The organism is Arthrobacter sp. TRD_SC_6 (assembly GCF_055361185.1).
This window is the reverse complement of sequence record NZ_CM143953.1, coordinates 2,169,764-2,188,741: the sequence shown is the minus strand read 5'-3', so window position 1 is coordinate 2,188,741 and position 18,978 is coordinate 2,169,764. Positions and strand designations below refer to the sequence as shown.

The window sequence follows — 18,978 nt, the reverse complement described above, 5'->3', positions numbered from 1 at the left end:
TTGGTGTGCCGCGGTTGTGGAATGCGACCGGGCAAGCGTTGGTTGGATAAGCCAACAGCCGAAACGAAGGAGTAACCATGTCCACAGCCATTGTTGCCCAGCACTCCGGAGGACCGGAAGTGCTCGAACCAGCCGAGGTGGGCATTCCCAAACCATCCGGAGCACAACTGCTCGTTAAAGTTGCCGCTGTCGGGGTGAACTTTATCGAAACCTACCAGCGGTCCGGCATCTACCCGGTCCAGTACCCCTTCATACCCGGTGGGGAAGCAGCCGGAGAGGTGGTGGGGACAGGCCCGGATGCCACCGGCTTCAGCGCCGGAGACCGCGTTGCCTTCGCAGAGGGAGCCCGCGCGTACGCCGAGTACACCCTTGTGGATGCCGATAAGGCCCTCCCCGTCCCTGACGCAGTGGACCTTGAAGCTGCTGCGGCACTCCCCCTGCAGGGCATGACTGCGCACTACCTCGTCAACTCGACCTACCCGGTGCGGGCCGGCGAAACCGTCCTCACCCACGCAGGTGCCGGCGGCACTGGCCTCCTGCTCGCGCAGCTATTGAAGGCGAAGGGCGCGCGCGTCATCACCACAGTGTCCACCGACGAGAAGGAGGAACTGGCGCGCCAGGCGGGGGCCGACGTCGTTCTCCGGTATGAGGGATTCGCCGGGCAGGTGCGCGAACTGACCGACGGTCTCGGCGTGGACGTGGTGTTCGACGGCGTGGGGAAGGCAACGTTCGATGGCTCGCTGGATTCCCTGAAGGTGCGGGGCATGCTCGTGTTGTTCGGAGCGGCGTCCGGACCGGTACCCGACTTCAACCTGCAGCGGTTGAACGCTGGCGGCTCGCTCTACGTCACGCGGCCCAGCCTCGCTTTTTACCTGCGATCGGCTGAGGAACGCCGCTGGCGGTCGAAGGAGCTGTTCAACGCGGTGGCGGACGGCTCACTGACGGTGCGCGTTGGCGGCCGTTACCCGTTGCGTGACGCTGCCGAGGCCCACGAAGACCTCCAGGCCAGGAGGACGACAGGGAAGCTCCTGCTCATCCCCTAGCTGCGTTACCCGTTGAGTGCGCACATAATTGGTCTTTTCCGCCATCCAGACTCATCGTCTGCGCACTCAACGCGGGGTTAGTCAGCGCTGTACGGCCCCGTGCCGCTCGGACGCGAGTCTGACCGCCTGATCGCGTGCCGCGCTTGCTTCGTCAGCGGTGAGCGTGCGGTCCGTGGCCCGGAACCGCAGCGCAAAGGCGAGCGACTTCTTGCCCTCGTCGATGCCCCGGCCGGAATAAACATCGAACAGGTGCACGTCTTCGAGCAATTCGCCGGAACCTTCACGGAGCGTAGCGAGCACAGCGTCCGCGGGAAGCGAGCCGTCAACCACCAGCGCCACGTCCTGGGTCGTCGCCGGGAACGTCGAAAGGTGACGGGCAACAATGACGTCCGGAGCGGCGTCAAACAACAACCCGGCATTGACCTCCAGCGCGACCGTGCGCGGCGGCAGGTCCTGAGCGGCGAGCAGCTTGGGATGCAGTTCCCCTGCGTAGCCCAACAACTCTCCGTTCCGGAGGCTGATTTGTGCCGTTCGGCCGGGATGAAAAGCCTGGTGCCCGCCCTGCTCGATCACAAGCTCGACGCCGACGACATCGGCCATCAGCCGAACCATGTCCAGCGCGTCCGCCCAGTCCCACGGGCGTGGGGTGTGGCCGGCCGCAGCCGGTGAATCATTGCCGAGGAAGACAGCGGCAACGGTGTACGGCTGCAACGGGAGTCCCTCGTACAGCGCGTCCAGGGTTTCCTCGTCAGGAAGAGCGCCGAGCGGCGGAATGACGGACGTACCGAGCTTATCCTGGGGCAGGAACACGAGGCCGGCCTCAAACAGCGCCAGATCCCTGAACCCGCGCGAAGAGTTCCGCTTGGCGACCTCCATCAGCCCCGGGAGGATGGAGCGGCGCAGGTAGCTGTATTCGGCGCTGAGGGGATTGGCGAGCTTGACCGACGGGCCGGTCCCCTCGGATGAACCGAATGAATCGTTGGCCTCCTGCGAGACGAACGGGTAGGACAGAACCTCGGTGAGTCCGGCGTCGGCGAGCGCACCAAGAACCCGGCGCCGCTGCTGCTGTGACCTGGTGAGTCCGCGGCCCGGGGGCGCGACTGGCAAGCGGGACGGAATCTGGTCGTACCCAACCAGCCGCGCAATCTCCTCGGCAAGGTCGTCCTTGATGTTGAGGTCCTGGCGCCAGCTCGGGGCTGTGACGCGCCACCCGCCGTCGTACTCTTCGACCTCCGCACCAAGGTCGGTGAGAGCTCCGACAACCTGCTCCGGGGCGAAGTCAATGCCAATCCGCTGGGAGGCGTAATCCGCCGGGAGATCGATGACGACGGCGGCTGGCTCGGTGCCGACGTCGGTGCTTGCCGTGTCCGCGGTCCCACCGGCGAGCTCGACCAGCAGGTCGACGACCCGCTGGGCGGCTACGCCCGCAATGTGCCAGTCCACTCCCCGTTCGAAACGTTTTGACGCTTCCGAGGGCAGCTTGTGGCGGCGGCGGGCACGAGCGATTGACACCTCGTCAAAGTGCGCGGACTCCACGAGGACATCCCTGGTGGTCTCCGAAACCTCGGTTGCCGCGCCGCCCATGACGCCTGCGATGCCGACTGGCCCGGATGCGTCGGTGATGAGGAGGTCTTCGGTGTGCAGTTCGCGCTTGCGGTCATCGAGCGTCACGAGGGTCTCCCCTGCAACAGCTCTGCGCACCGCGATGTCCCCGCTCAGCTTGGCGACGTCGTAGCAGTGGGTTGGCTGGCCCAATTCGAGCATCACGTAGTTGGAAATGTCCACGGGCAGCGAAATGGAGCGGATGCCCGCCAGGCGCAGGCGGGAGACCATCCATTGCGGCGTGGGCAAAGTGGCATCGACGCCGCGCACCACGCGGGCCACAAACCGGTCACAGCCGGGGTTGCCATAGATGGGAGCCTGGTCCTCGAGGCGCACCGCATACCCGGCTCCGTCAGCAGGATCGACGACGACGGCGGCCGCTGGGTCCGTGAACGCTGACCCTGTGGCGTGGGCGTACTCGCGCGCAATTCCCCGGATCGAGAAACAATAGCTGCGGTCGGGGGTGACATTGATTTCGGCTGCCTGGTCATAGAGCCCCAGCAGTTCCATCGCGTCCGAGCCCAGCTCCGGGTCCAGCCCGAGTGTGGAGAGCACGAGAATGCCGTCGTGGTCCTCTCCGATACCAAGTTCGCGCACCGATGCGATCATGCCCGCCGACACGTGGCCGTACGTTTTGCGTGCTGCAATCCGGAAATCGCCAGGGAGGACGGCGCCGGGAAGCGTGACTACCACCTTGTCGCCCTCCACGAAGTTGTGGGCACCGCACACGATGCCCTGCACGCCGGAGGAGTCGATGCCGTCACCGGTGAGGGTCTGCGCTGCGCCCTCAGGGACTACGCGGACCTGGCACCAGTTGATGGTCTTGCCGTTGGTCTGCGGCTCCTTGACTACGGAGAGCACCTGGCCCACCACGACAGGCCCGGAGAGCGCGTCGGTGGGACGGTGGACGGCCTCTTCCTCGAGGCCTACCTTGACCAGTTCGGCCATCACGTCTTCGGCCGTTGCAACGGCCGGAACCTGGGCGTACTCGCGCAGCCAGGACAGTGGAATTCGCACGGTTAGATCTCCATCCCGAAGTGCTCGCTGAAACGTACATCGCCCTCGATCATGTCGCGCATGTCGCCAACCTCGTTGCGGAACATGAGGGTCCGTTCAATGCCCATACCGAAAGCGAATCCCGAGTACACCTCCGGGTCGATTCCGGCCGCACGAAGAACGTTCGGGTGAACCATCCCGCACCCGCCCCATTCGATCCACTGGGGCCCACCCTTGGCGCCGGGGTGCCAAATGTCCAGCTCGGCGGAAGGCTCGGTGAAGGGGAAATAGTTGGGGCGAAGGCGGATGCCGGCGTCATCTCCGAACATCAGGCGCGCGAAGTGTTCGAGGGTGCCGCGGAGGTCGGCCATGCTCAGCCCTTTGTCGATGGCGAGGCCTTCGAACTGGTGAAAAACGGGAGTGTGCGTGGCGTCCAGCTCATCGGTGCGGAAAACCTTGCCCGGGCATAGCACGTAGATGGGTACGTCGCGTTCGAGCATGGCACGCACCTGCACCGGCGAGGTATGGGTGCGCATGAGCAGGTGTGCTTCGGGTGGCTCGACGAAGAAGGTGTCCTGCATTTCGCGTGCAGGGTGGTCGGGCTTGAAATTGAGGGCGTCGAAGTTGAACCATTCGGATTCAACCTCCGGCCCCTCGGCGATCTCCCACCCCATTCCGACGAAGAGGTCGCTCACGCGCTCCTGCAGGGTGGACAGCGGGTGCCGGGCACCTGCACGACGACGGCGCGGCGCCGCCGTCACGTCGACGGCTTCCTCCACGAGGATGCGGGCGTCGCGCTCCGACTCAAGCTCCGTGGTCCGTGCTGCGAGCGCCTGATTGATGCGTCCACGTGCCGGCCCGAGGTTCTTGCCGGCGGCAGCTTTCTGGTCCTTGGGCAGCGAACCTATCTGGCGGTTCGCCAAACTCAGCGGTGACTTGTCGCCAGTGTGGGCGAGACGTACCGTCTTGAGCTGGTCAAGGTCCACTGCGCCGGCGATATCGCCCAGAGCGCGGTCGACGGCGGCCGCGACGGCATCGGCATCCAACGGGTCCGGAGCCGCGACAGCAGCCGTCCCTTGAGCCTGCGCGGACTGCGCACTGTGGGTCGGTTCAGACATGGGTGTGCTCTACCTTATTTTTGTTTCGCTGGCTTAGGTTGCGTGAGCGCCGGCAGCGCTGTCGTAACAGGATCCGGTGGCCTAGCCAGTCTAAAGGACCGGACCCGCCGCCAACGAAAACGTCACTTCAGGATCTTCCTCCAGCCTGACTTATCGCATGAAAGACTGACCGCATGAACGGCTTACAGCGGGCACGCTGGGCACTGAACTGGCTCAACGGCTCAACACTGCTCGGGCTCGGCGGCGCGATGCTCAGCCGGTGTGAGCTCCGGCGCGGGCCGCATGGATTGATCTTTGCTCATCATTACCAGCCTGCGTTGCCCAGAGCGTCAGCGTTCACTGTGGGGAACGTTGTCCTCTTCAGGGCTGGCCCTGAAGCCATCGCGCAGCGGCCCAAGCTCGTTGAACATGAAGCCCGGCACAGCTGGCAGTACGCAATGTGCCTCGGACTACCCTTCCTGCCGTTGTACTTCGCGGCCGCCGGTGCTTCCTGGGTGCTTACCGGTGACCCAGCCTCACAAAATCCATTCGAGCGCGGTGCCGGTCTGGCAGACGGGGGCTACACAGCACGCCCCTTACGACCGCTTCTCCAACGGGCCAGGCGGCTGTCCGTGAAGCGCTAGTGCTCGGCGCCCGCGGGGAGGGAGAGGTCTTCTTCGCCTTCCGCGGTGGTGACAGCAATCAGCACCAGGGCAGAGATCATCTCATCAATCGACATGCCCACCGTGCCGTGGGCAGCAGCCTGTGCGGTCGAGAAAGGCACGTGGATGAATCCTCCGCGGACAGCACCCGAGCCTCCTGTTGCTGTGGCATCCGCAAGAAGATCCATCAACCCGTAAAACACGTGATTACACACGTAAGTGCCCGCAGTTTGTGACACCTCAGCGGGTAGCCCTACAAGCCGCAGCTCATGAAGGCTTCGTTTGATCAGCAGGGTGCTTAAGTAGGCAACCGGCCCACCGTCACGCACGGGCTGGTCGACGGGTTGGTTCCCCGCGTTGTCAGGAATGCGGGCATCATCGACATTGATTGCCACACGCTCAAGGGAGACTCCGGCACGGCCGCCCGCCTGGCCGGCACACAGCACTACGGTGGGCTGGTATTGATGAACGGCAGCTTCAAGCACGCTGAGGCTCTGGCCGAACACGCAGGGAAGCTGAACGGCAACCGCGGGAAGGTCCTGGGCCAGCAGTTCAGCCGCTGCGCCTTCTGCAGCGGCCCAGGATGGATTCATGGTCTCGCCTCCGAAAGGCTCGAACCCGGTGAGCAGAATCATGACTCAACCTTAGCGTCCACCCCCCTGCACTTTCATGCGAATCTGTGTTCTAATTTTTAGATGAGGTGGGAATCCCAGAACTTAGCCCTGGCGGATCAGCAAAAGGAAGGCTCCACGCCCGCCCTGCTTCCCATGGCCGGTCTTGTGCGCTCAGTCAGAACTCCGGAGTTCGCGGGAATCACCTTTCACGAGGTGCTTGCAAAATCAGCACTGAACCGCGTACCCAAGACCTCCGGTATGCCCTTCGGCTGGACGGTCAATCCTTATCGCGGATGTTCGCACGCCTGCGTCTACTGTTTCGCACGAAAGACCCACAGCTACCTCAATCTTGATACCGGCCTTGACTTCGACTCGCAGCTTGTCGTGAAGACCAACGTCGCTGAGGTGCTACGCCGCGAAGTGACCAAACCCGCGTGGAACAGGGAACATGTGGCGATGGGGACCAACACGGATCCCTACCAACGCGCCGAAGGCCGGTACCAGTTAATGCCCGGCATCATCGGAGCCCTTGCGGACAGCGGAACGCCGTTCTCAATTCTGACCAAGGGCACCCTGCTCAGCAGAGACCTTCCTCTTCTGAAAGCTGCAGGCACCAGCGTGAGCGTTGGCATGGGAATCTCGCTGGCCATAATTGATCCCGAACTGGCGCATGCGGTTGAGCCGGGAACGCCAACGCCGCGTGCCCGCCTCGACCTCATCAGCCGGCTCCGCGAGGCCGGCCTGCCCTGCGGGGTCTTGTCGATGCCCATCCTGCCGTGGCTCACCGACGGTGAGGAGGCGATCGACTCGCTCTTCGGTTCCCTTGCTGCTGCCGGGGCAACCGGCGTATCCGCCGGAGCACTGCACCTGAGGCCGGGAGCCCGGGAGTGGTTCATGGGTTGGCTCGCGAAGTCCCATCCCCACCTGGTCACCCGCTACCGCCGTCTCTATTCCGGCGGAAGCTATGTGTCAGCCGAGTACCGCGCGTGGCTTGCCGAGCGCGTGCGGGTCCACCGCCGTCGTCATGGTTTGAGTGCAGGAGCGCGCTTTTTCCGTGACACCCAGGACTTCACCGACACCGGGCCCATACCGCAGAGCAGAGCCCATACCCGCGGCACCCAGGAAAAAGGGGAGCAATCGGAGCCCAGGCTTTTTTAGCGGGGTTGGTCCGCCGACAGGCAAGCCGTCTGGAGTGCCTCTACGATCGGCCGGTCAGCCGGAATCCAAGGAAGTCCAGTCAATTCCTGGTAATCGCGCAGTTCCACCCAGCGGAGCTCATCATGATCCTGCAGTGCTGCGGGAACCCCTGCTGTGACGACCGCAAGCCACACCCGCATCGAAGCAGCGTCGTTGAGCGGCCAACCCGAGGCGTCGGGCCCGATGAGCTCCGCTCCCACCTGAATCTCCACGCCAAGTTCCTCGCGGAGCTCACGAACGAGGGCTTCGACGTCAGACTCGCCTGGTTCGACCTTGCCTCCTGGGAACTCCCACTGGCCCGCAAACTGTTCGGGGGCCGTCCGCCGCGCGACCAGCAGACGGGACGGAGAGGTCAGCGAATCGACAATGGCAGCGCCTACTATTCGTTTACGCTCGTAAATCGTCACCCGACCAGTGTAGGTCGCAGGGTGAGCACTATCCGAGGCGGCCTAGAAGATGGCGTTGAGCCCATTCCAACCGGACCCGAGCTGGGTGCGCGGAAACCAGCCCCCACCGCCATTGCCCGGATACAGCCACAAAAGCCCATTCCTGTCGCGTGCCACCAGGTCCGCCATGCGATCCCCGTTGAGGTCACCCGCCGCCATCAGCGCGCTCATGGAGTTCCAGCCGTGGCCTGCCCGGATCCGCGGAAGCCAGCCCCCACGACCGTTGCCCGGATACAGCCAGAGCAGTCCTGTTGCTGCCTCACGGGCGAGGATGTCACTACTGCCGTTCCCGTTGAGGTCCCCGGGGGCCACGATGCTGTTGATACCATTCCAGCCGGTACCCACCCGAATCCGCGGCAACCACCCACCCACGCCATTACCCGGGTAAAGCCACAACGCACCTGTAGCCCGCTCGCGCGCCAGGAGGTCCGCACGCTGGTCCCCGTTGAAGTCCCCGGGGGCCACGATGCTGTTGAAACCATTCCAGCCGGTACCCACCCGAATCCGCGGCAACCACCCACCCACGCCATTACCCCTGTAGAGCCACAACGCACCGGTAGCGCTCTCGCGGGCGATGACGTCACCAGGGCCGTCGCCGTTGAAGTCGCCCGTAGTTTCCAACGCATTCATGCTGCCCCAGCCACCTCCGATGACCACCCCCGGTTGCAGCCTTCCCTGTGAGTTCCCGGCATAGAGCCGCAACTCCCCCGTCGCACCAACGCGGGCGAGGATGTCGTTACGCCAGTCACCGTTGAACTCGGCGGTGGAGTTCGACAGCGTGGACGCGGGTATCCGAAGGGCGGAGAATGCGTAAGGTTCGCACGTGCGGTCGTAATCTCGGACGTCGTCGTACCACTGGGAGAGATAGACCCGCCCTCCGGAGAAGCTTGGCTGGAAGCATCGGTCAAGCGCTTCTGCCGGGTAGTCAAGGCGTCCGGCAGTCGCCCAGACCGGTACACCGGGGAGCCTCCACGAGGCAGTGATTTCTTGCCATCCCGACGTGAAGGAATACAGTCCGTAGGCGAAACCTGCGTCCCTCAGACCCCGCATGAGCCCTTCGATGACATAGCGGTTTCCACGTTGCTGGGCGGGCGTGGTGACCGGCCAGGGTTGGGCAGGCCGGGGTTCGACATCAATCCACACGACCGGTGGACGGAAACCGATCCGGTTCAGGCTGGCAACGGCGAAACGGGCCTGCGCGTAGCCTACGTTGGACAGCCTGCTGGCGTGGGTCCCTGAAGACCAGGGCCCAAGGGATCCGTACGTGCTCAGTTGGGCCGCGGTGGGGTAAGCGGCCATGGCGTACCCATGCGCCGGTTTCGCATTGGCCCGCGCCCAGTTGATCTGCTCTGCCAGGCAGGGATTCTCCGTCAAGGGCAGGCCACGGGAGAGTCCAATGATCACGAACTGTGAATTGGTTGGGGGTAGCGGCAACCCAAAACCACCCTGCGCCGTCGAGCACTGCGGCCAGGAAACGTCGTGGCCAAATAACGGCGCGGCTTCGGCACGCGGCAGGGGCCCACTGAACATCCCGAGAATCAGTGCAATGGTGAGCAGGCATGCCGCCGAGATTCGCTGGATCAGGATCCGCTCAAGAGGTCCAGGTGGCGGCGCTGTCACCCTGTTGCCCCCGCACGACCAACCGGTGTATTCACGGAACTGGCACTTCATGGCTTTGTACTCCTCGCGCCCCTCAATTTTACGTCCGGTCGAGGTCAAAAGCGCCGGGTATTTTCTGGCAATCGCACTCAAAGACATAGAGTGAATAAAAGGGCGCCCGGTTGCGTTGTTCCGCACGAGGCCCCAATCCGGACCAGCCACCTTCGCTCAACGACGCGCTCCAGATATCCCACTGGCGCCCCGCGAGGCGCTTCCGACATCGAAATGAGTTCCATGACCGCCCCCACAGGCGCCTTGCCTTCCCAGCTCGCCTCTCGAAAGCTGTTCCTGGCGATCTTCGCCCTCGCCGTCGGCGGGTTCGGAATTGGCACCACCGAGTTCGCGATCATGGGCCTGCTGCCCAATATGGTGGCGGACCTCGGGATCGACATCCCTGCCGGAGGGCACGTCATTTCGGCCTACGCACTGGGCGTGGTTGTGGGCGCTCCCCTGCTGGCGACACTCGGTGCACGGCTACCGCACAAGCGCCTGGCGCTGGCGTTGATGGCACTGTTCACCCTGGGGAACCTGTCGTCCTACATCGCGGACGAATACGGCTGGCTGCTCCTTTCACGCTTCATTTCCGGTCTGCCCCACGGAGCGTTCTTCGGCGTCGCAGCAGTCATCGCCGCCTCCCTCTCTTCTCCAACCCGCAGGGCACAGGCGGTCGCAATGGTGATGATGGGCCTGAGCGTGGCGAATGTGATCGGCGTGCCTTTCGCAACCTGGTTGGGTCAGCAGTTCGGCTGGCGGACAATGTTTCTCCTGGTCGGGGTCATCGGGGCGCTGACCCTCCTCATGGTGGGCAGGTTCGTACCCCACCAGGATGTCCGCGAAGGAGCGAGTATCACCCGCGAACTCGGTGCGCTGAAGCGGGGCCAGGTGTGGATGACCCTCCTGATCGGAACGGTCGGATTCGGCGGCTTCTTCGCCGTCTACACCTACATTGCACCGACCATGACAGACGTAGCCGGCGTGTCGGAGAACCTCCTGCCGGTCGTCGTCGCACTCTACGGGCTCGGCATGGTCGCCGGTAACATCGTGGGCGGGCGCCTGGCGGACATCTCGGTCATGGGGACCATCTACTGGGTCATGGCAAGCATCTCCGCCTGCCTGCTGGTCTTCGCGCTGGCCGTGCAGTGGGCACCGACGGCCCTGTTGTTCGTCTTCCTGGTCGGCGCGATCGGATCCTCGCTGATTCCTTCGCTGCAGGTTCGCCTGATGGATGTTTCCCCGGACGCGCCGTCGCTCGCCTCGTCCATGAACCACGCGGCGCTGAACACCGCGAATGCGCTGGGCGCGTTCCTCGGCGGAGCGGTCATCGCCTTCGGCTGGGGATATACCGCACCTGCACTGGTTGGCGCTGTGTTGGCTGCCTTCGGACTGGGCGTCGCGCTCCTGAGCGGGCGGATGGACCGCAAAGCGGGAAGTACGACGACGACGACGGCTCCGGTGCGCGCGAACGCTGCGGCCGAGCGGGTCTAATCCTGCTCGGCGTCTTCGAGCGGGTTAGCCGCGCTGTGCACGCGCTGAGGCGTACAGGCAAACTGTTGCTGCGGTGCCGACGTTGAGACTCTCGGCTTTCCCATACACGGGCACGGACACGCGGTGATCTGCCGCATCGAGAATTTCCGGCGGGAGGCCCTGCGCCTCGTTGCCGAACATCCAGGCGGTGGGGTGCTCCAGGCGCGGCGCACCGCCGTCGTCGTCGTACCCTGACGGCGCCAATCTCCGCTTCGCGCTGGCGTCCTGGAGCTCGTCCAGATTTTGGGCACCGTAGCCGTCCGCGGCGAGAATGGCCAGGCCCGAGCCGGGCAATGCACGGAGGAGCTCACCGGTACTGACGCCGGTCACGACCGGAAGATGGAAAAGCGAGCCGACGGTGGACCGGACGGTCTTCGGGTTATAGAGATCCACGCTTGCATCAGTGAAGATGACTGCGTCCGCACCAGCGGAATCGGCTGCGCGGAGTATTGTGCCTGCGTTGCCCGGGTCCCGGACTTCCACCAGGACAGCGACCAGGCGGGGCGCCTTCCGCAGCACCGATGCCAACGAAACATCGACGAAGCGCGACACGGCGATGGCGCCCTGGGGAGAGACGGTCGAACTCATCGAGGCCAGCACCTCCGGCGTCACCAACCGAGGAACCACCACACTGCCGAATTCGGGGTACCGTTCCAGGCACTCCTTCGTCAGATAGACGTCCTCGACGACGCCTTCTGCCCCGGCAGAGGTCATCGACTGGTGCAGCCGGAGAGCCTCACGGACCGCCTGTGGTCCCTCGGCGAGGAAGAGTTCGCGCTTCAGACGCGCAGAACGCCCCGCAAGTTTCGCGACTTCCCGTACCCGGTCGGCCCGGGGGTTGGTCAGAGGCGAAATCTGGGGGCGTTCTGTTGCGCTCATGAAGTTGTCCGGTTCGAACTGACCGGTTCTACTGCGTGGACTAGGCCCGGGCCGCTGGGGCCGAGGTGTCAGACGGCAGGGAATCCTTGGCAATCTGGACGAGGGTTGAGAAGGCGTTGGCGTCGGTGACGGCGAGCTCGGCGAGCATGCGGCGGTCAACCTCCACACCGGCGGCCTTCAGGCCCTGGATCAGACGGTTGTAGGTGAGGCCGTTGGCGCGCGATGCAGCATTGATGCGCTGGATCCAGAGGCGACGGAAATCACCCTTGCGCTTGCGGCGGTCACCGTAGCTGTAGACGAACGAGTGGAGCAGCTGCTCCTTGGCCTTGCGGTACAGGCGCGAACGCTGCCCGCGGTAGCCTTTGGCGCGCTCGAGGATAACCCGGCGCTTCTTGTGGGCGTTGACCGCCCGCTTCACACGTGCCACGTGCGTACTCCTTAGTTAGATCTACTGGACAGGTTCAACCTGTGCGGCATGGGCCGCCGAACCGGTGTCCAGTTGTAGTGGGGGTGGGTGTTAGACGCCGAGCATCTTCTTGATGGCCCTGGTATCAGCCTTCGAGACGATCTTGTCGCCTGCGAGACGGCGCGTCAGGGTGGAGGACTTGTGCTCCAGGTAGTGACGGCGGTTAGCCTGCTGGCGCTTGAGCTTTCCGCTGCCGGTCAGCTTGAAGCGCTTCTTCGCTCCACTGTGTGTCTTCATCTTCGGCATTGAAACCGATCTCCTTTGGTCTCCGCCGGCACTTTGCCGACGGCTCTTGCGGTAACTGCAGCGGACTGCAGTGATTACGTAGCACCTTGCTGCCCTGGGGCAGCTTAGCTCCTAGTTGGAGCCGCCAGGCTTTGGAGGGTTAGGCGACCCCTTTGCGGGGGCTGCCTTTCCGTTTGGTTTGGGCGCAGCCGGCTTGGCTGCTGCGGAGGGCTTGGGCGTAGCTGTCGGCTTCGGTGCTGCGGCCGGCTTGGCTGCTGCCTGCGGCTTTGGCGTTGCTGCGGCCTTTGCCGGGGCTGCCTTTGCGGGTGCGGCCTCGGCAGCTTTTGCAGGCGCTGCCTTCGCGGGAGCAGCCTCGGCTGCCTTCGCAGGCGCTGCCTTCGCAGGCGCTGCCTTTGCGGGTGCTGCTTTGGCCGGCGCGGACTCGGCTTCCTTGGCAGGCGCAGCCTTTGCAGGCTCGGCTGCCTTAGCTGGTGCGGCCTTCGCTGGTGCTGCCTTCACAGGTGCAGACTCGGCTTCCGACTCAACGGCGACCGACTCCCCTTCGACCGGAGCAGTTTCCTCAGCAATGGCGTCATGGCTTTCAACGGCCTGCGCGGCTTCATTCGTCTGGGACTCGGAAGCTCCTGCAGCTGATTCATCCTCCAGCGCCTCGGGGGCGTCCTGGTCCAAGGACAGCAGACCCTCAGGCAGAAGATCTGCGAGGCTCTGGGTCAGAGGGGCCTTGCCGTCGGTGTCGACCTTGGTATCGTTCGCCGCCTTCGACTCGGCGCGCTGGGCTGCACGCCGGGCTTCCGCCTTCGCCTCTGCCTTGTTCTTGACCGGGCCGATGACCATAACCATGTTGCGGCCGTCAATTCGGGGGGTCGATTCAACGACGCCCACCTCTGCGACATCTTCCGCGAAACGCTGCAGAAGCCTAATGCCCATCTCAGGACGCTGCTGCTCACGCCCGCGGAACTGGATCATCGCCTTGACCTTGTCTCCGGCGCCGAGGAAGCGAAGAGCGTGGCCACGCTTGGTCTCGTAGTCGTGAGTGTCGATCTTGAGCCGGAAACGAATTTCCTTCAGCACGGTGTTGGTCTGGTTCTTGCGTGCTTCACGCGCTTTTACTGCAGCTTCATACTTGTACTTACCAAAATCCATGAGCTTGGCAACCGGGGGCTTTGCCTGGGGTGCCACCTCAACGAGATCAAGGTCGGACTCAGCGGCGAGACGGAGGGCGTCTTCAATACGGACGATTCCAACCTGCTCGCCCGCAGGGCCTACCAACCGCACCTCGGGGACGCGGATACGATCATTGATTCTTGGCTCGCTAATGTGTTGCTCCTGATGTCAGTCGAAACGTAAACCGCGTGCAAAAGAAGAAGGCCCCCAATTGCATGCGCAATCGAAGGCCTCGAACATCAGCACACAACACGCCCCGGAAATGCGGGCAGGTGCACCGACCTGAACCCGGCTGCCTTCAGGTTGCCTCAGGGGCAAATCGGCAATCGCGGGTGGGAGAGGACTCCGCTTGCATACTGAGTGATCTTTTTCATGCCAGTACAAGCCACAAAAAATAACGACCCTCAGTTGGTCTGTGACAAGCTTACCAGCATGAGCACAGCAGACCGTAATTCCGAAGCCGCCCGCCACACCTTCCCCGGTCCAGCCAGTGCTGACTCCCCTGACACCGAGTCCCGGGACCACGTACGCGATATTGCTGACGTGGCGGCGGTCGAAGTCATTACGACCTCGGCCGTGCACCTCATGAGTGCGGCGGCAGTGAAGTGCGGCCTGGCTGCAGGCGATGACGCCGAGACGTACAAGGACCTCGACGAAGCTCGCAAACTCATCACTGCCCTTGCCGGGTTCGTCACGGCTGCCGCCCCGGAAATCGGGAGCCAGCACGCCGGTCCCTTGCGCGACGGGCTGAGATCGCTGCAGTTGGCCTTCCGGGAGGCGTCACTCTTTCCGGACGCTCCCGGAAAGGGCCCCGGAGAAAAGTTCACCGGCCCCGTCAACTGACTGCATTTCTGAACCGCGCCAGCCTCCCCACGAGGTGACGGCACGCTCAGGCCGTTCGTCGCCGTCGTACCTGTTGCGCTCCAAGGCAGAGCAGGCTCAGGCCACCCGCGGCCGAGCCAACCGCCACGAACCCTCCCCAGGGCCCCACGGAGTCGATCAGCAGACCGGCGAGTGGGGCACCGAGTGCAACGCCTGAAGTCAGCGCGGAGCCGTACCAGCCCATGGCTTCACCGCGCCGGTCCTCCTCCACCAGGTGCGCAATGCGTTCCGAAGCCGCCGACAGAACGGGTGCACACAACATTCCGGGCGCTATCGAAAGCAGCGCCAACGCGAGCGTGCTGTGGGCGAATCCCATCGGAATGGTTAGAACGCTCATGAGGAACAGGAGCACCAGGGGTGAAAGTGGGCGGTGCATCGCGCCGTAAATGAGGCCGCCGACAACCGACGCGGAACACCACGCCAGGAAGACCCAGCCCAGCTCGGAAGCCCGCTGGTCCTCCTCCAGAACCGCGATGATTCCGACGTCGGTGCCAGCAAGCACCAGGCCTGCTCCCGCGGCGACAACCATGACCACTATCACCGGAATGGTCAGCCAGGAGAAGCTGTTCGCCAGACGCATCCGAGCGCGAACCTGCCGCGCGGGACGAGCGCCGGGAAGGAGTTCAGCGGATGCCTCGTTGATGTGTGCCGGAGCGGAAGCGACCAGCGCTCCCACGGCTGCCTCGTCGTCAGCGGCTGCGGACGGGACCGTGCCGGGAGAACCAGCCTGGGAACTGCGGGTTGGCGGGTTGAACCACATCAGGAGGAGGCCGGCAACAGCAGTTGAGAGTCCGACTACAGTCAACCCGACAACGGTGGAGATCTGTGTTGCGATGATGGCGCCGAGGGCTGGACCGCCCATGAAAATCACTTCGGTCGACACTGCATCAAGGGTGAAGGCTGTCCGCCGTGAATCGCCGCTGACCAGGACACCCAGCGATTGCCGAACAACTGAAAAGACCGGCAGGGTGAAGATCCCACCGATCAGCGCGGCGACGAGCAACCACTCATATGACAGGTGTGGGGCGACCGACCAGATGACTGCCTCCGCGATGACCGACGGTATCAGCGCCCGCCTCAAGCCGACCACGTCCACCCGGCGGCCCCGCCAGGGTGCCCCGACCGCTATTCCAATGGTCAGGACCGCTGCGACCGCACCTGCCTCTGCATAGCCGCGGCCCAGGGTCAGGACCACATGCAGGGTCAACAGCACGCCCGCAGCGGAGTGCGGAAAACGGGCGATCATGCCGACAATCAACAGGTGGCGGACCGGGACTACTCTCAGTAGCTCCCGATAGATGGAGAAATTCAACGTCGTTCACTTCCACGCGGGCTCATCCGCGTGGAAGTGTCAACGCGTGAGCCGGATTTCGAGCGAGTCGACCCGCTCCACAAAAGATTGCTGGTTTTGAAGGTGGTCCTGAACGTTCCGCACTGTCGAGCGGACGTCTTCCTGCGAAAGACCTTCCCGAAGCGTCATGGTGAGGCGCAGTTCCGGGCCTGACCCACCACCCGGAACCACTGTACCCGCCCCAGTACGGCTGGAAACGCCCGCCCCGGGCCCCACCTCGACCCGCAGTACGTTAGCTTCAGAAGTGACCGCACTTCCCACGATCCGGGCAACCTCGGTATCCGTGTACGAAGGCACCCATTCGTGTTGCTGAGCGAGGGCCCACACCGCCGGACGGCGCACGACGTAAGTCACCTCGCTTCCCGCGTCGATCACCATCAGCTCGCACTCTTCCGCCACGGCTGCCAGGGCCGCCCGCGGAGCGAATACGGCCACGGGCCGGGCATCCGGGTGCCACCGGCGCAGCCGGTCCGTGGAGGTGAAAACGGGAAGCGCAGTCCGACCATCCGGCGTTTTGAGGGTAACCAGAGCCATGTCGGCTTCCTTGTCGCCCGCGTGGGAGCCCGTGGGCGCACCGCCGCCGTCGGTAACTTCCGGGCCATGGCCACCCAGAACAGCCACGACCGGAACGAAGACGCGAACCGCAGAGAGCGTCCGCACCACGGCTGGTTCGTCAGTCTCTCCGGCTACCAGCCGCGCAATTGCCGCCTCGTACGACGCCGGAACCCCGCCGTCGTCGTTGTCGAAGGCGTGCAGCGGGTTCCCTTCGCCGGACAAATCGCGCCCCACCCAAGACTGCCCGGCAGAGTCAGCAGTGTTGCCTGAATTGCTTGGGTTTCCCCTGAGCGCGGCCTCGATGTGCGCCGGGAGGCGGCGATCAGTCACTCAGCGTTCCGGGTGCCCGGCAATGTCCAGGGCCTGCGGGAGGGTGAAGGCCCCGGCATAGAGCGCCTTGCCGACGATTGCGCCCTCAAGGCCATCGGGTACCAATTGGCGCAGCGCTGCGAGGTCTTCCAGACTTGAGATGCCACCGGATGCAACAACGAGCCGGTCCGTCTTTTCCAGCACGTCCCGTAGGAGCTGAACGTTGGGCCCCTTGAGGGTTCCATCCTTCGTCACATCGGTAACGACGTAGCGCATGCAACCGGCGTCGTCCAGGCGTGCGAGTACCTCCCAGAGGTCACCGCCGTCCTCGGTCCAGCCGCGCGCTGCGAGGGTGGTGCCGCGAACGTCGAGTCCGACGGCGATTGCGTCGCCATACCGGGCGATGGCGCGCGCGGTCCATTCCGGGTTCTCCAGCGCCGCGGTGCCAAGGTTGACCCGTTCGGCACCCAGCTCAAGCGCGTGCTCAAGGGATGCGTCATCCCGGATACCGCCGGAGAGTTCGACCTTGATGCTCAGTTCTTCGACAACCCTGCGCAGCAGGTCACGGTTGGAACCCCGCCCGAATGCGGCGTCCAGGTCGACGAGGTGAACCCATTCCGCGCCGTCGTTCTGCCACTGCAGTGCCGCCTCAAGCGGGTCTCCGTAGCTCGTCTCACTGCCGGCTTCGCCCTGGACCAGGCGGACGGCCTGGCCGTCAGCGACATCAACTGCGGGAAGCAGTTCCAGGATGGGCGATTCTGTGAAGGGGCTCATTCACTTCCTTTGTTCAGGTTTTGCATAGATGGTGTTAGCTCGGAGAAAGCGTCAAGAGATATGCAGCCAGCAAAGCCATGGCCGCCAGCACTCCGAAACTGATGACAAACGCGCGTGGCAGCTTCTGCCGGTGGAAGGACACGGCGCCGCCGATCAGTAGGCCGGAGAGTCCCATCAGGATCACGCTCCACATACTCAGCGCAGGCCGTTGATCCAGTTGCGGAGTAACTGGGCCCCGGCGTCGCCCGATTTCTCCGGGTGGAACTGGGTCGCCGAAAGAGGCCCATTTTCCACGGCAGCAATGAAAGGCCCGCCATGGTCCGCCCAGGTTACGAGCGGAGCCCTCATGGCTGGCTGGGTGACATCGAAGTCCCACTTCTGCACTCCGTAAGAGTGGACGAAGTAGAAGCGCTCATCACCAATTCCTTCGAACAGGACGGAACCTTCCGGCGCCTCGACCGTGTTCCAGCCCATGTGCGGCACGACGTCAGCTTTGAGCCGCTCGACCGTACCGGGCCACTCCCCCATGCCTTCCGTACGGACACCATGCTCGACGCCGTCCTCGAAGAAGACCTGGAGACTGACACAGATGCCAAGCACCGGGCGTCCTCCCGCGACCCGCCGCCCGATCATGCGAAGCGCATCGACGTCCCGGAGACCCTGCATCACTGTTGCAAACGCACCGACCCCTGGAACCACCAATCCGTCAGCGTTCAGGACGTCATCGGACCCCGCACTGAGGGTGACTTCGGCACCAACATGCTCAAGCGCGCGAACCGCCGACCTGATGTTGCCGGATCCATAATCCAGAACCGTGATCTTCGGTGCACTCATAGAGCACCCTTGGTGGATGGAATGCCTTCCACCCGAGGATCTGGCTCGACAGCTGCGCGGAGCGCGCGCGCAAACGCCTTGAACTGCGCCTCCACGATGTGGTGCGGGTCGCGGCCTCCGAGAACGTTCATGTGGAGACAGATCTGAGCGTGCAGGGTGATCGCCTCGAACACGTGGCGGGTAAGCGATCCGGTGAAGTGTCCTCCGATGAGGTGGTACTCCTGGCCTGCAGGTTCTCCGGCGTGGACGAGGTAGGGACGGCCGGAGATGTCGACTACCGCGTTGGCCAGGGCCTCGTCCAATGGCACCGTAGCTTCGCCGAAGCGCCGAATGCCTGCCTTGTCCCCGAGCGCTTCCCGGAGCACTTCGCCGAAAGTAATAGCGACGTCTTCAACCGTGTGGTGGACATCGATGTGGGTGTCACCAGTCGCCCTCACCGTGAGGTCTATCAGTGAATGCTTCGCCAGGGCCGTCAACATGTGATCGTAGAACGGTACGGAGGTACTCACTTCCGACCGCCCGGTTCCGTCGAGATTCAACTCTACGAATACCGACGATTCGCTTGTCTTCCGCTCGCGCCGAGCGGAGCGGGCGGCTGTGGCTGCCACGGTCATGGATAGTCCTTAATGTGAAACGGCAGAGAACTGGTCGGGAGGGCAGCAGCCTGAGCAGCTCGTG

20 protein-coding genes are annotated in these 18,978 nt (G+C 64.0%); 5 read left to right on the top strand and 15 right to left on the bottom strand.

Annotation, left to right across the window (positions count from 1 at the left end):
* Window positions 1–77 precede the first annotated feature (77 nt).
* Window positions 78–1,043, top strand: a complete 966-nt coding sequence (locus ACWA1U_RS10415) for a quinone oxidoreductase family protein (RefSeq protein WP_463722119.1) — start codon at window positions 78–80, stop codon at window positions 1,041–1,043.
* 81 nt (window positions 1,044–1,124) lie between these two features.
* Here ACWA1U_RS10415 and pheT read toward each other — a convergent pair whose 3' ends face one another.
* Together pheT and pheS are read right to left on the bottom strand one after the other, a co-directional pair.
* Window positions 1,125–3,662, bottom strand: coding sequence for a phenylalanine--tRNA ligase subunit beta (gene pheT, locus ACWA1U_RS10410; protein ID WP_463722118.1), 2,538 nt, complete (start codon window positions 3,660–3,662; stop codon window positions 1,125–1,127).
* Between the two features lie 2 nt (window positions 3,663–3,664).
* Window positions 3,665–4,759 (bottom strand): phenylalanine--tRNA ligase subunit alpha, encoded by a 1,095-nt coding sequence (gene pheS, locus ACWA1U_RS10405; RefSeq protein WP_463722117.1) that lies wholly within the window; start codon window positions 4,757–4,759, stop codon window positions 3,665–3,667.
* Between the two features lie 173 nt (window positions 4,760–4,932).
* Between pheS and ACWA1U_RS10400 the strand changes: the two genes are divergently transcribed.
* Window positions 4,933–5,382, top strand: coding sequence for a hypothetical protein (locus ACWA1U_RS10400; RefSeq protein WP_463722116.1), 450 nt, complete (start codon window positions 4,933–4,935; stop codon window positions 5,380–5,382).
* Here ACWA1U_RS10400 and pcp read toward each other — a convergent pair.
* The gene (pcp, locus tag ACWA1U_RS10395; protein WP_463722115.1) at window positions 5,379–6,035 is read right to left on the bottom strand and encodes a pyroglutamyl-peptidase I; all 657 of its coding nucleotides are present in this window, start codon (window positions 6,033–6,035) and stop codon (window positions 5,379–5,381) included. The two genes, ACWA1U_RS10400 and pcp, sit on opposite strands and share 4 nt — an antisense overlap.
* A 60-nt stretch (window positions 6,036–6,095) precedes the next feature.
* Between pcp and ACWA1U_RS10390 the strand changes: the two genes are divergently transcribed.
* A complete protein-coding gene (locus ACWA1U_RS10390; protein WP_463722114.1) occupies window positions 6,096–7,172 on the top strand; it encodes an Rv2578c family radical SAM protein in 1,077 nt (358 codons plus the stop codon).
* Here the strand turns inward: ACWA1U_RS10390 and ACWA1U_RS10385 are convergent.
* Complete coding sequence (locus ACWA1U_RS10385) at window positions 7,169–7,612, bottom strand: (deoxy)nucleoside triphosphate pyrophosphohydrolase (RefSeq protein ID WP_463725015.1); 444 nt, start codon at window positions 7,610–7,612, stop codon at window positions 7,169–7,171. The genes ACWA1U_RS10390 and ACWA1U_RS10385 overlap by 4 nt on opposite strands.
* A 48-nt stretch (window positions 7,613–7,660) precedes the next feature.
* Window positions 7,661–9,277, bottom strand: a complete 1,617-nt coding sequence (locus tag ACWA1U_RS10380) for an FG-GAP-like repeat-containing protein (RefSeq protein WP_463722113.1) — start codon at window positions 9,275–9,277, stop codon at window positions 7,661–7,663.
* A 264-nt stretch (window positions 9,278–9,541) separates the two neighbouring features.
* Between ACWA1U_RS10380 and ACWA1U_RS10375 the strand changes: the two genes are divergently transcribed.
* Window positions 9,542–10,801, top strand: coding sequence for an MFS transporter (locus ACWA1U_RS10375; RefSeq protein ID WP_463722112.1), 1,260 nt, complete (start codon window positions 9,542–9,544; stop codon window positions 10,799–10,801).
* Between the two features lie 24 nt (window positions 10,802–10,825).
* Here the strand turns inward: ACWA1U_RS10375 and ACWA1U_RS10370 are convergent, their stop codons facing one another.
* From ACWA1U_RS10370 to infC, 4 genes are all read right to left on the bottom strand, one after another.
* Window positions 10,826–11,719, bottom strand: a complete 894-nt coding sequence (locus ACWA1U_RS10370; RefSeq protein WP_463722111.1) for a TrmH family RNA methyltransferase — start codon at window positions 11,717–11,719, stop codon at window positions 10,826–10,828.
* A gap of 40 nt (window positions 11,720–11,759) precedes the next feature.
* Window positions 11,760–12,146, bottom strand: coding sequence for a 50S ribosomal protein L20 (gene rplT / locus ACWA1U_RS10365; protein WP_463722110.1), 387 nt, complete (start codon window positions 12,144–12,146; stop codon window positions 11,760–11,762).
* Between the two features lie 90 nt (window positions 12,147–12,236).
* The gene (gene rpmI, locus ACWA1U_RS10360; protein WP_028280627.1) at window positions 12,237–12,431 is read right to left on the bottom strand and encodes a 50S ribosomal protein L35; all 195 of its coding nucleotides are present in this window, start codon (window positions 12,429–12,431) and stop codon (window positions 12,237–12,239) included.
* A 111-nt stretch (window positions 12,432–12,542) separates the two neighbouring features.
* Window positions 12,543–13,706: a translation initiation factor IF-3 gene (gene infC / locus ACWA1U_RS10355; RefSeq protein WP_463722109.1), complete on the bottom strand. Its 1,164-nt coding sequence runs from the start codon at window positions 13,704–13,706 to the stop codon at window positions 12,543–12,545.
* 321 nt (window positions 13,707–14,027) lie between these two features.
* Here infC and ACWA1U_RS10350 point away from each other — a divergent pair, with 321 nt between their 5' ends.
* Window positions 14,028–14,438, top strand: a complete 411-nt coding sequence (locus tag ACWA1U_RS10350) for a DUF1844 domain-containing protein (protein ID WP_463722108.1) — start codon at window positions 14,028–14,030, stop codon at window positions 14,436–14,438.
* A gap of 46 nt (window positions 14,439–14,484) precedes the next feature.
* On the opposite strand, the gene ACWA1U_RS10345 is transcribed toward ACWA1U_RS10350, so the two are convergent.
* The 6 genes from ACWA1U_RS10345 to hisB are packed head-to-tail and all read right to left on the bottom strand — an operon-like array spanning window position 14,485 to window position 18,914.
* Window positions 14,485–15,789 (bottom strand): MFS transporter, encoded by a 1,305-nt coding sequence (locus tag ACWA1U_RS10345; protein ID WP_463722107.1) that lies wholly within the window; start codon window positions 15,787–15,789, stop codon window positions 14,485–14,487.
* Between the two features lie 39 nt (window positions 15,790–15,828).
* Window positions 15,829–16,713 (bottom strand): SseB family protein, encoded by an 885-nt coding sequence (locus tag ACWA1U_RS10340; RefSeq protein ID WP_463722106.1) that lies wholly within the window; start codon window positions 16,711–16,713, stop codon window positions 15,829–15,831.
* Window positions 16,714–17,466: a bifunctional 1-(5-phosphoribosyl)-5-((5-phosphoribosylamino)methylideneamino)imidazole-4-carboxamide isomerase/phosphoribosylanthranilate isomerase PriA gene (priA, locus tag ACWA1U_RS10335; protein ID WP_463722105.1), complete on the bottom strand. Its 753-nt coding sequence runs from the start codon at window positions 17,464–17,466 to the stop codon at window positions 16,714–16,716.
* Window positions 17,467–17,500: 34 nt separating this feature from the next.
* A complete protein-coding gene (locus ACWA1U_RS10330; RefSeq protein WP_463725095.1) occupies window positions 17,501–17,650 on the bottom strand; it encodes a hypothetical protein in 150 nt (49 codons plus the stop codon).
* Between the two features lie 11 nt (window positions 17,651–17,661).
* Window positions 17,662–18,300, bottom strand: coding sequence for an imidazole glycerol phosphate synthase subunit HisH (gene hisH / locus ACWA1U_RS10325; RefSeq protein WP_463722104.1), 639 nt, complete (start codon window positions 18,298–18,300; stop codon window positions 17,662–17,664).
* Window positions 18,297–18,914, bottom strand: coding sequence for an imidazoleglycerol-phosphate dehydratase HisB (gene hisB / locus ACWA1U_RS10320; RefSeq protein WP_463722103.1), 618 nt, complete (start codon window positions 18,912–18,914; stop codon window positions 18,297–18,299). The genes hisH and hisB overlap by 4 nt, the downstream gene beginning before the upstream one ends.
* Between the last annotated feature and the right edge of the window lie 64 nt (window positions 18,915–18,978).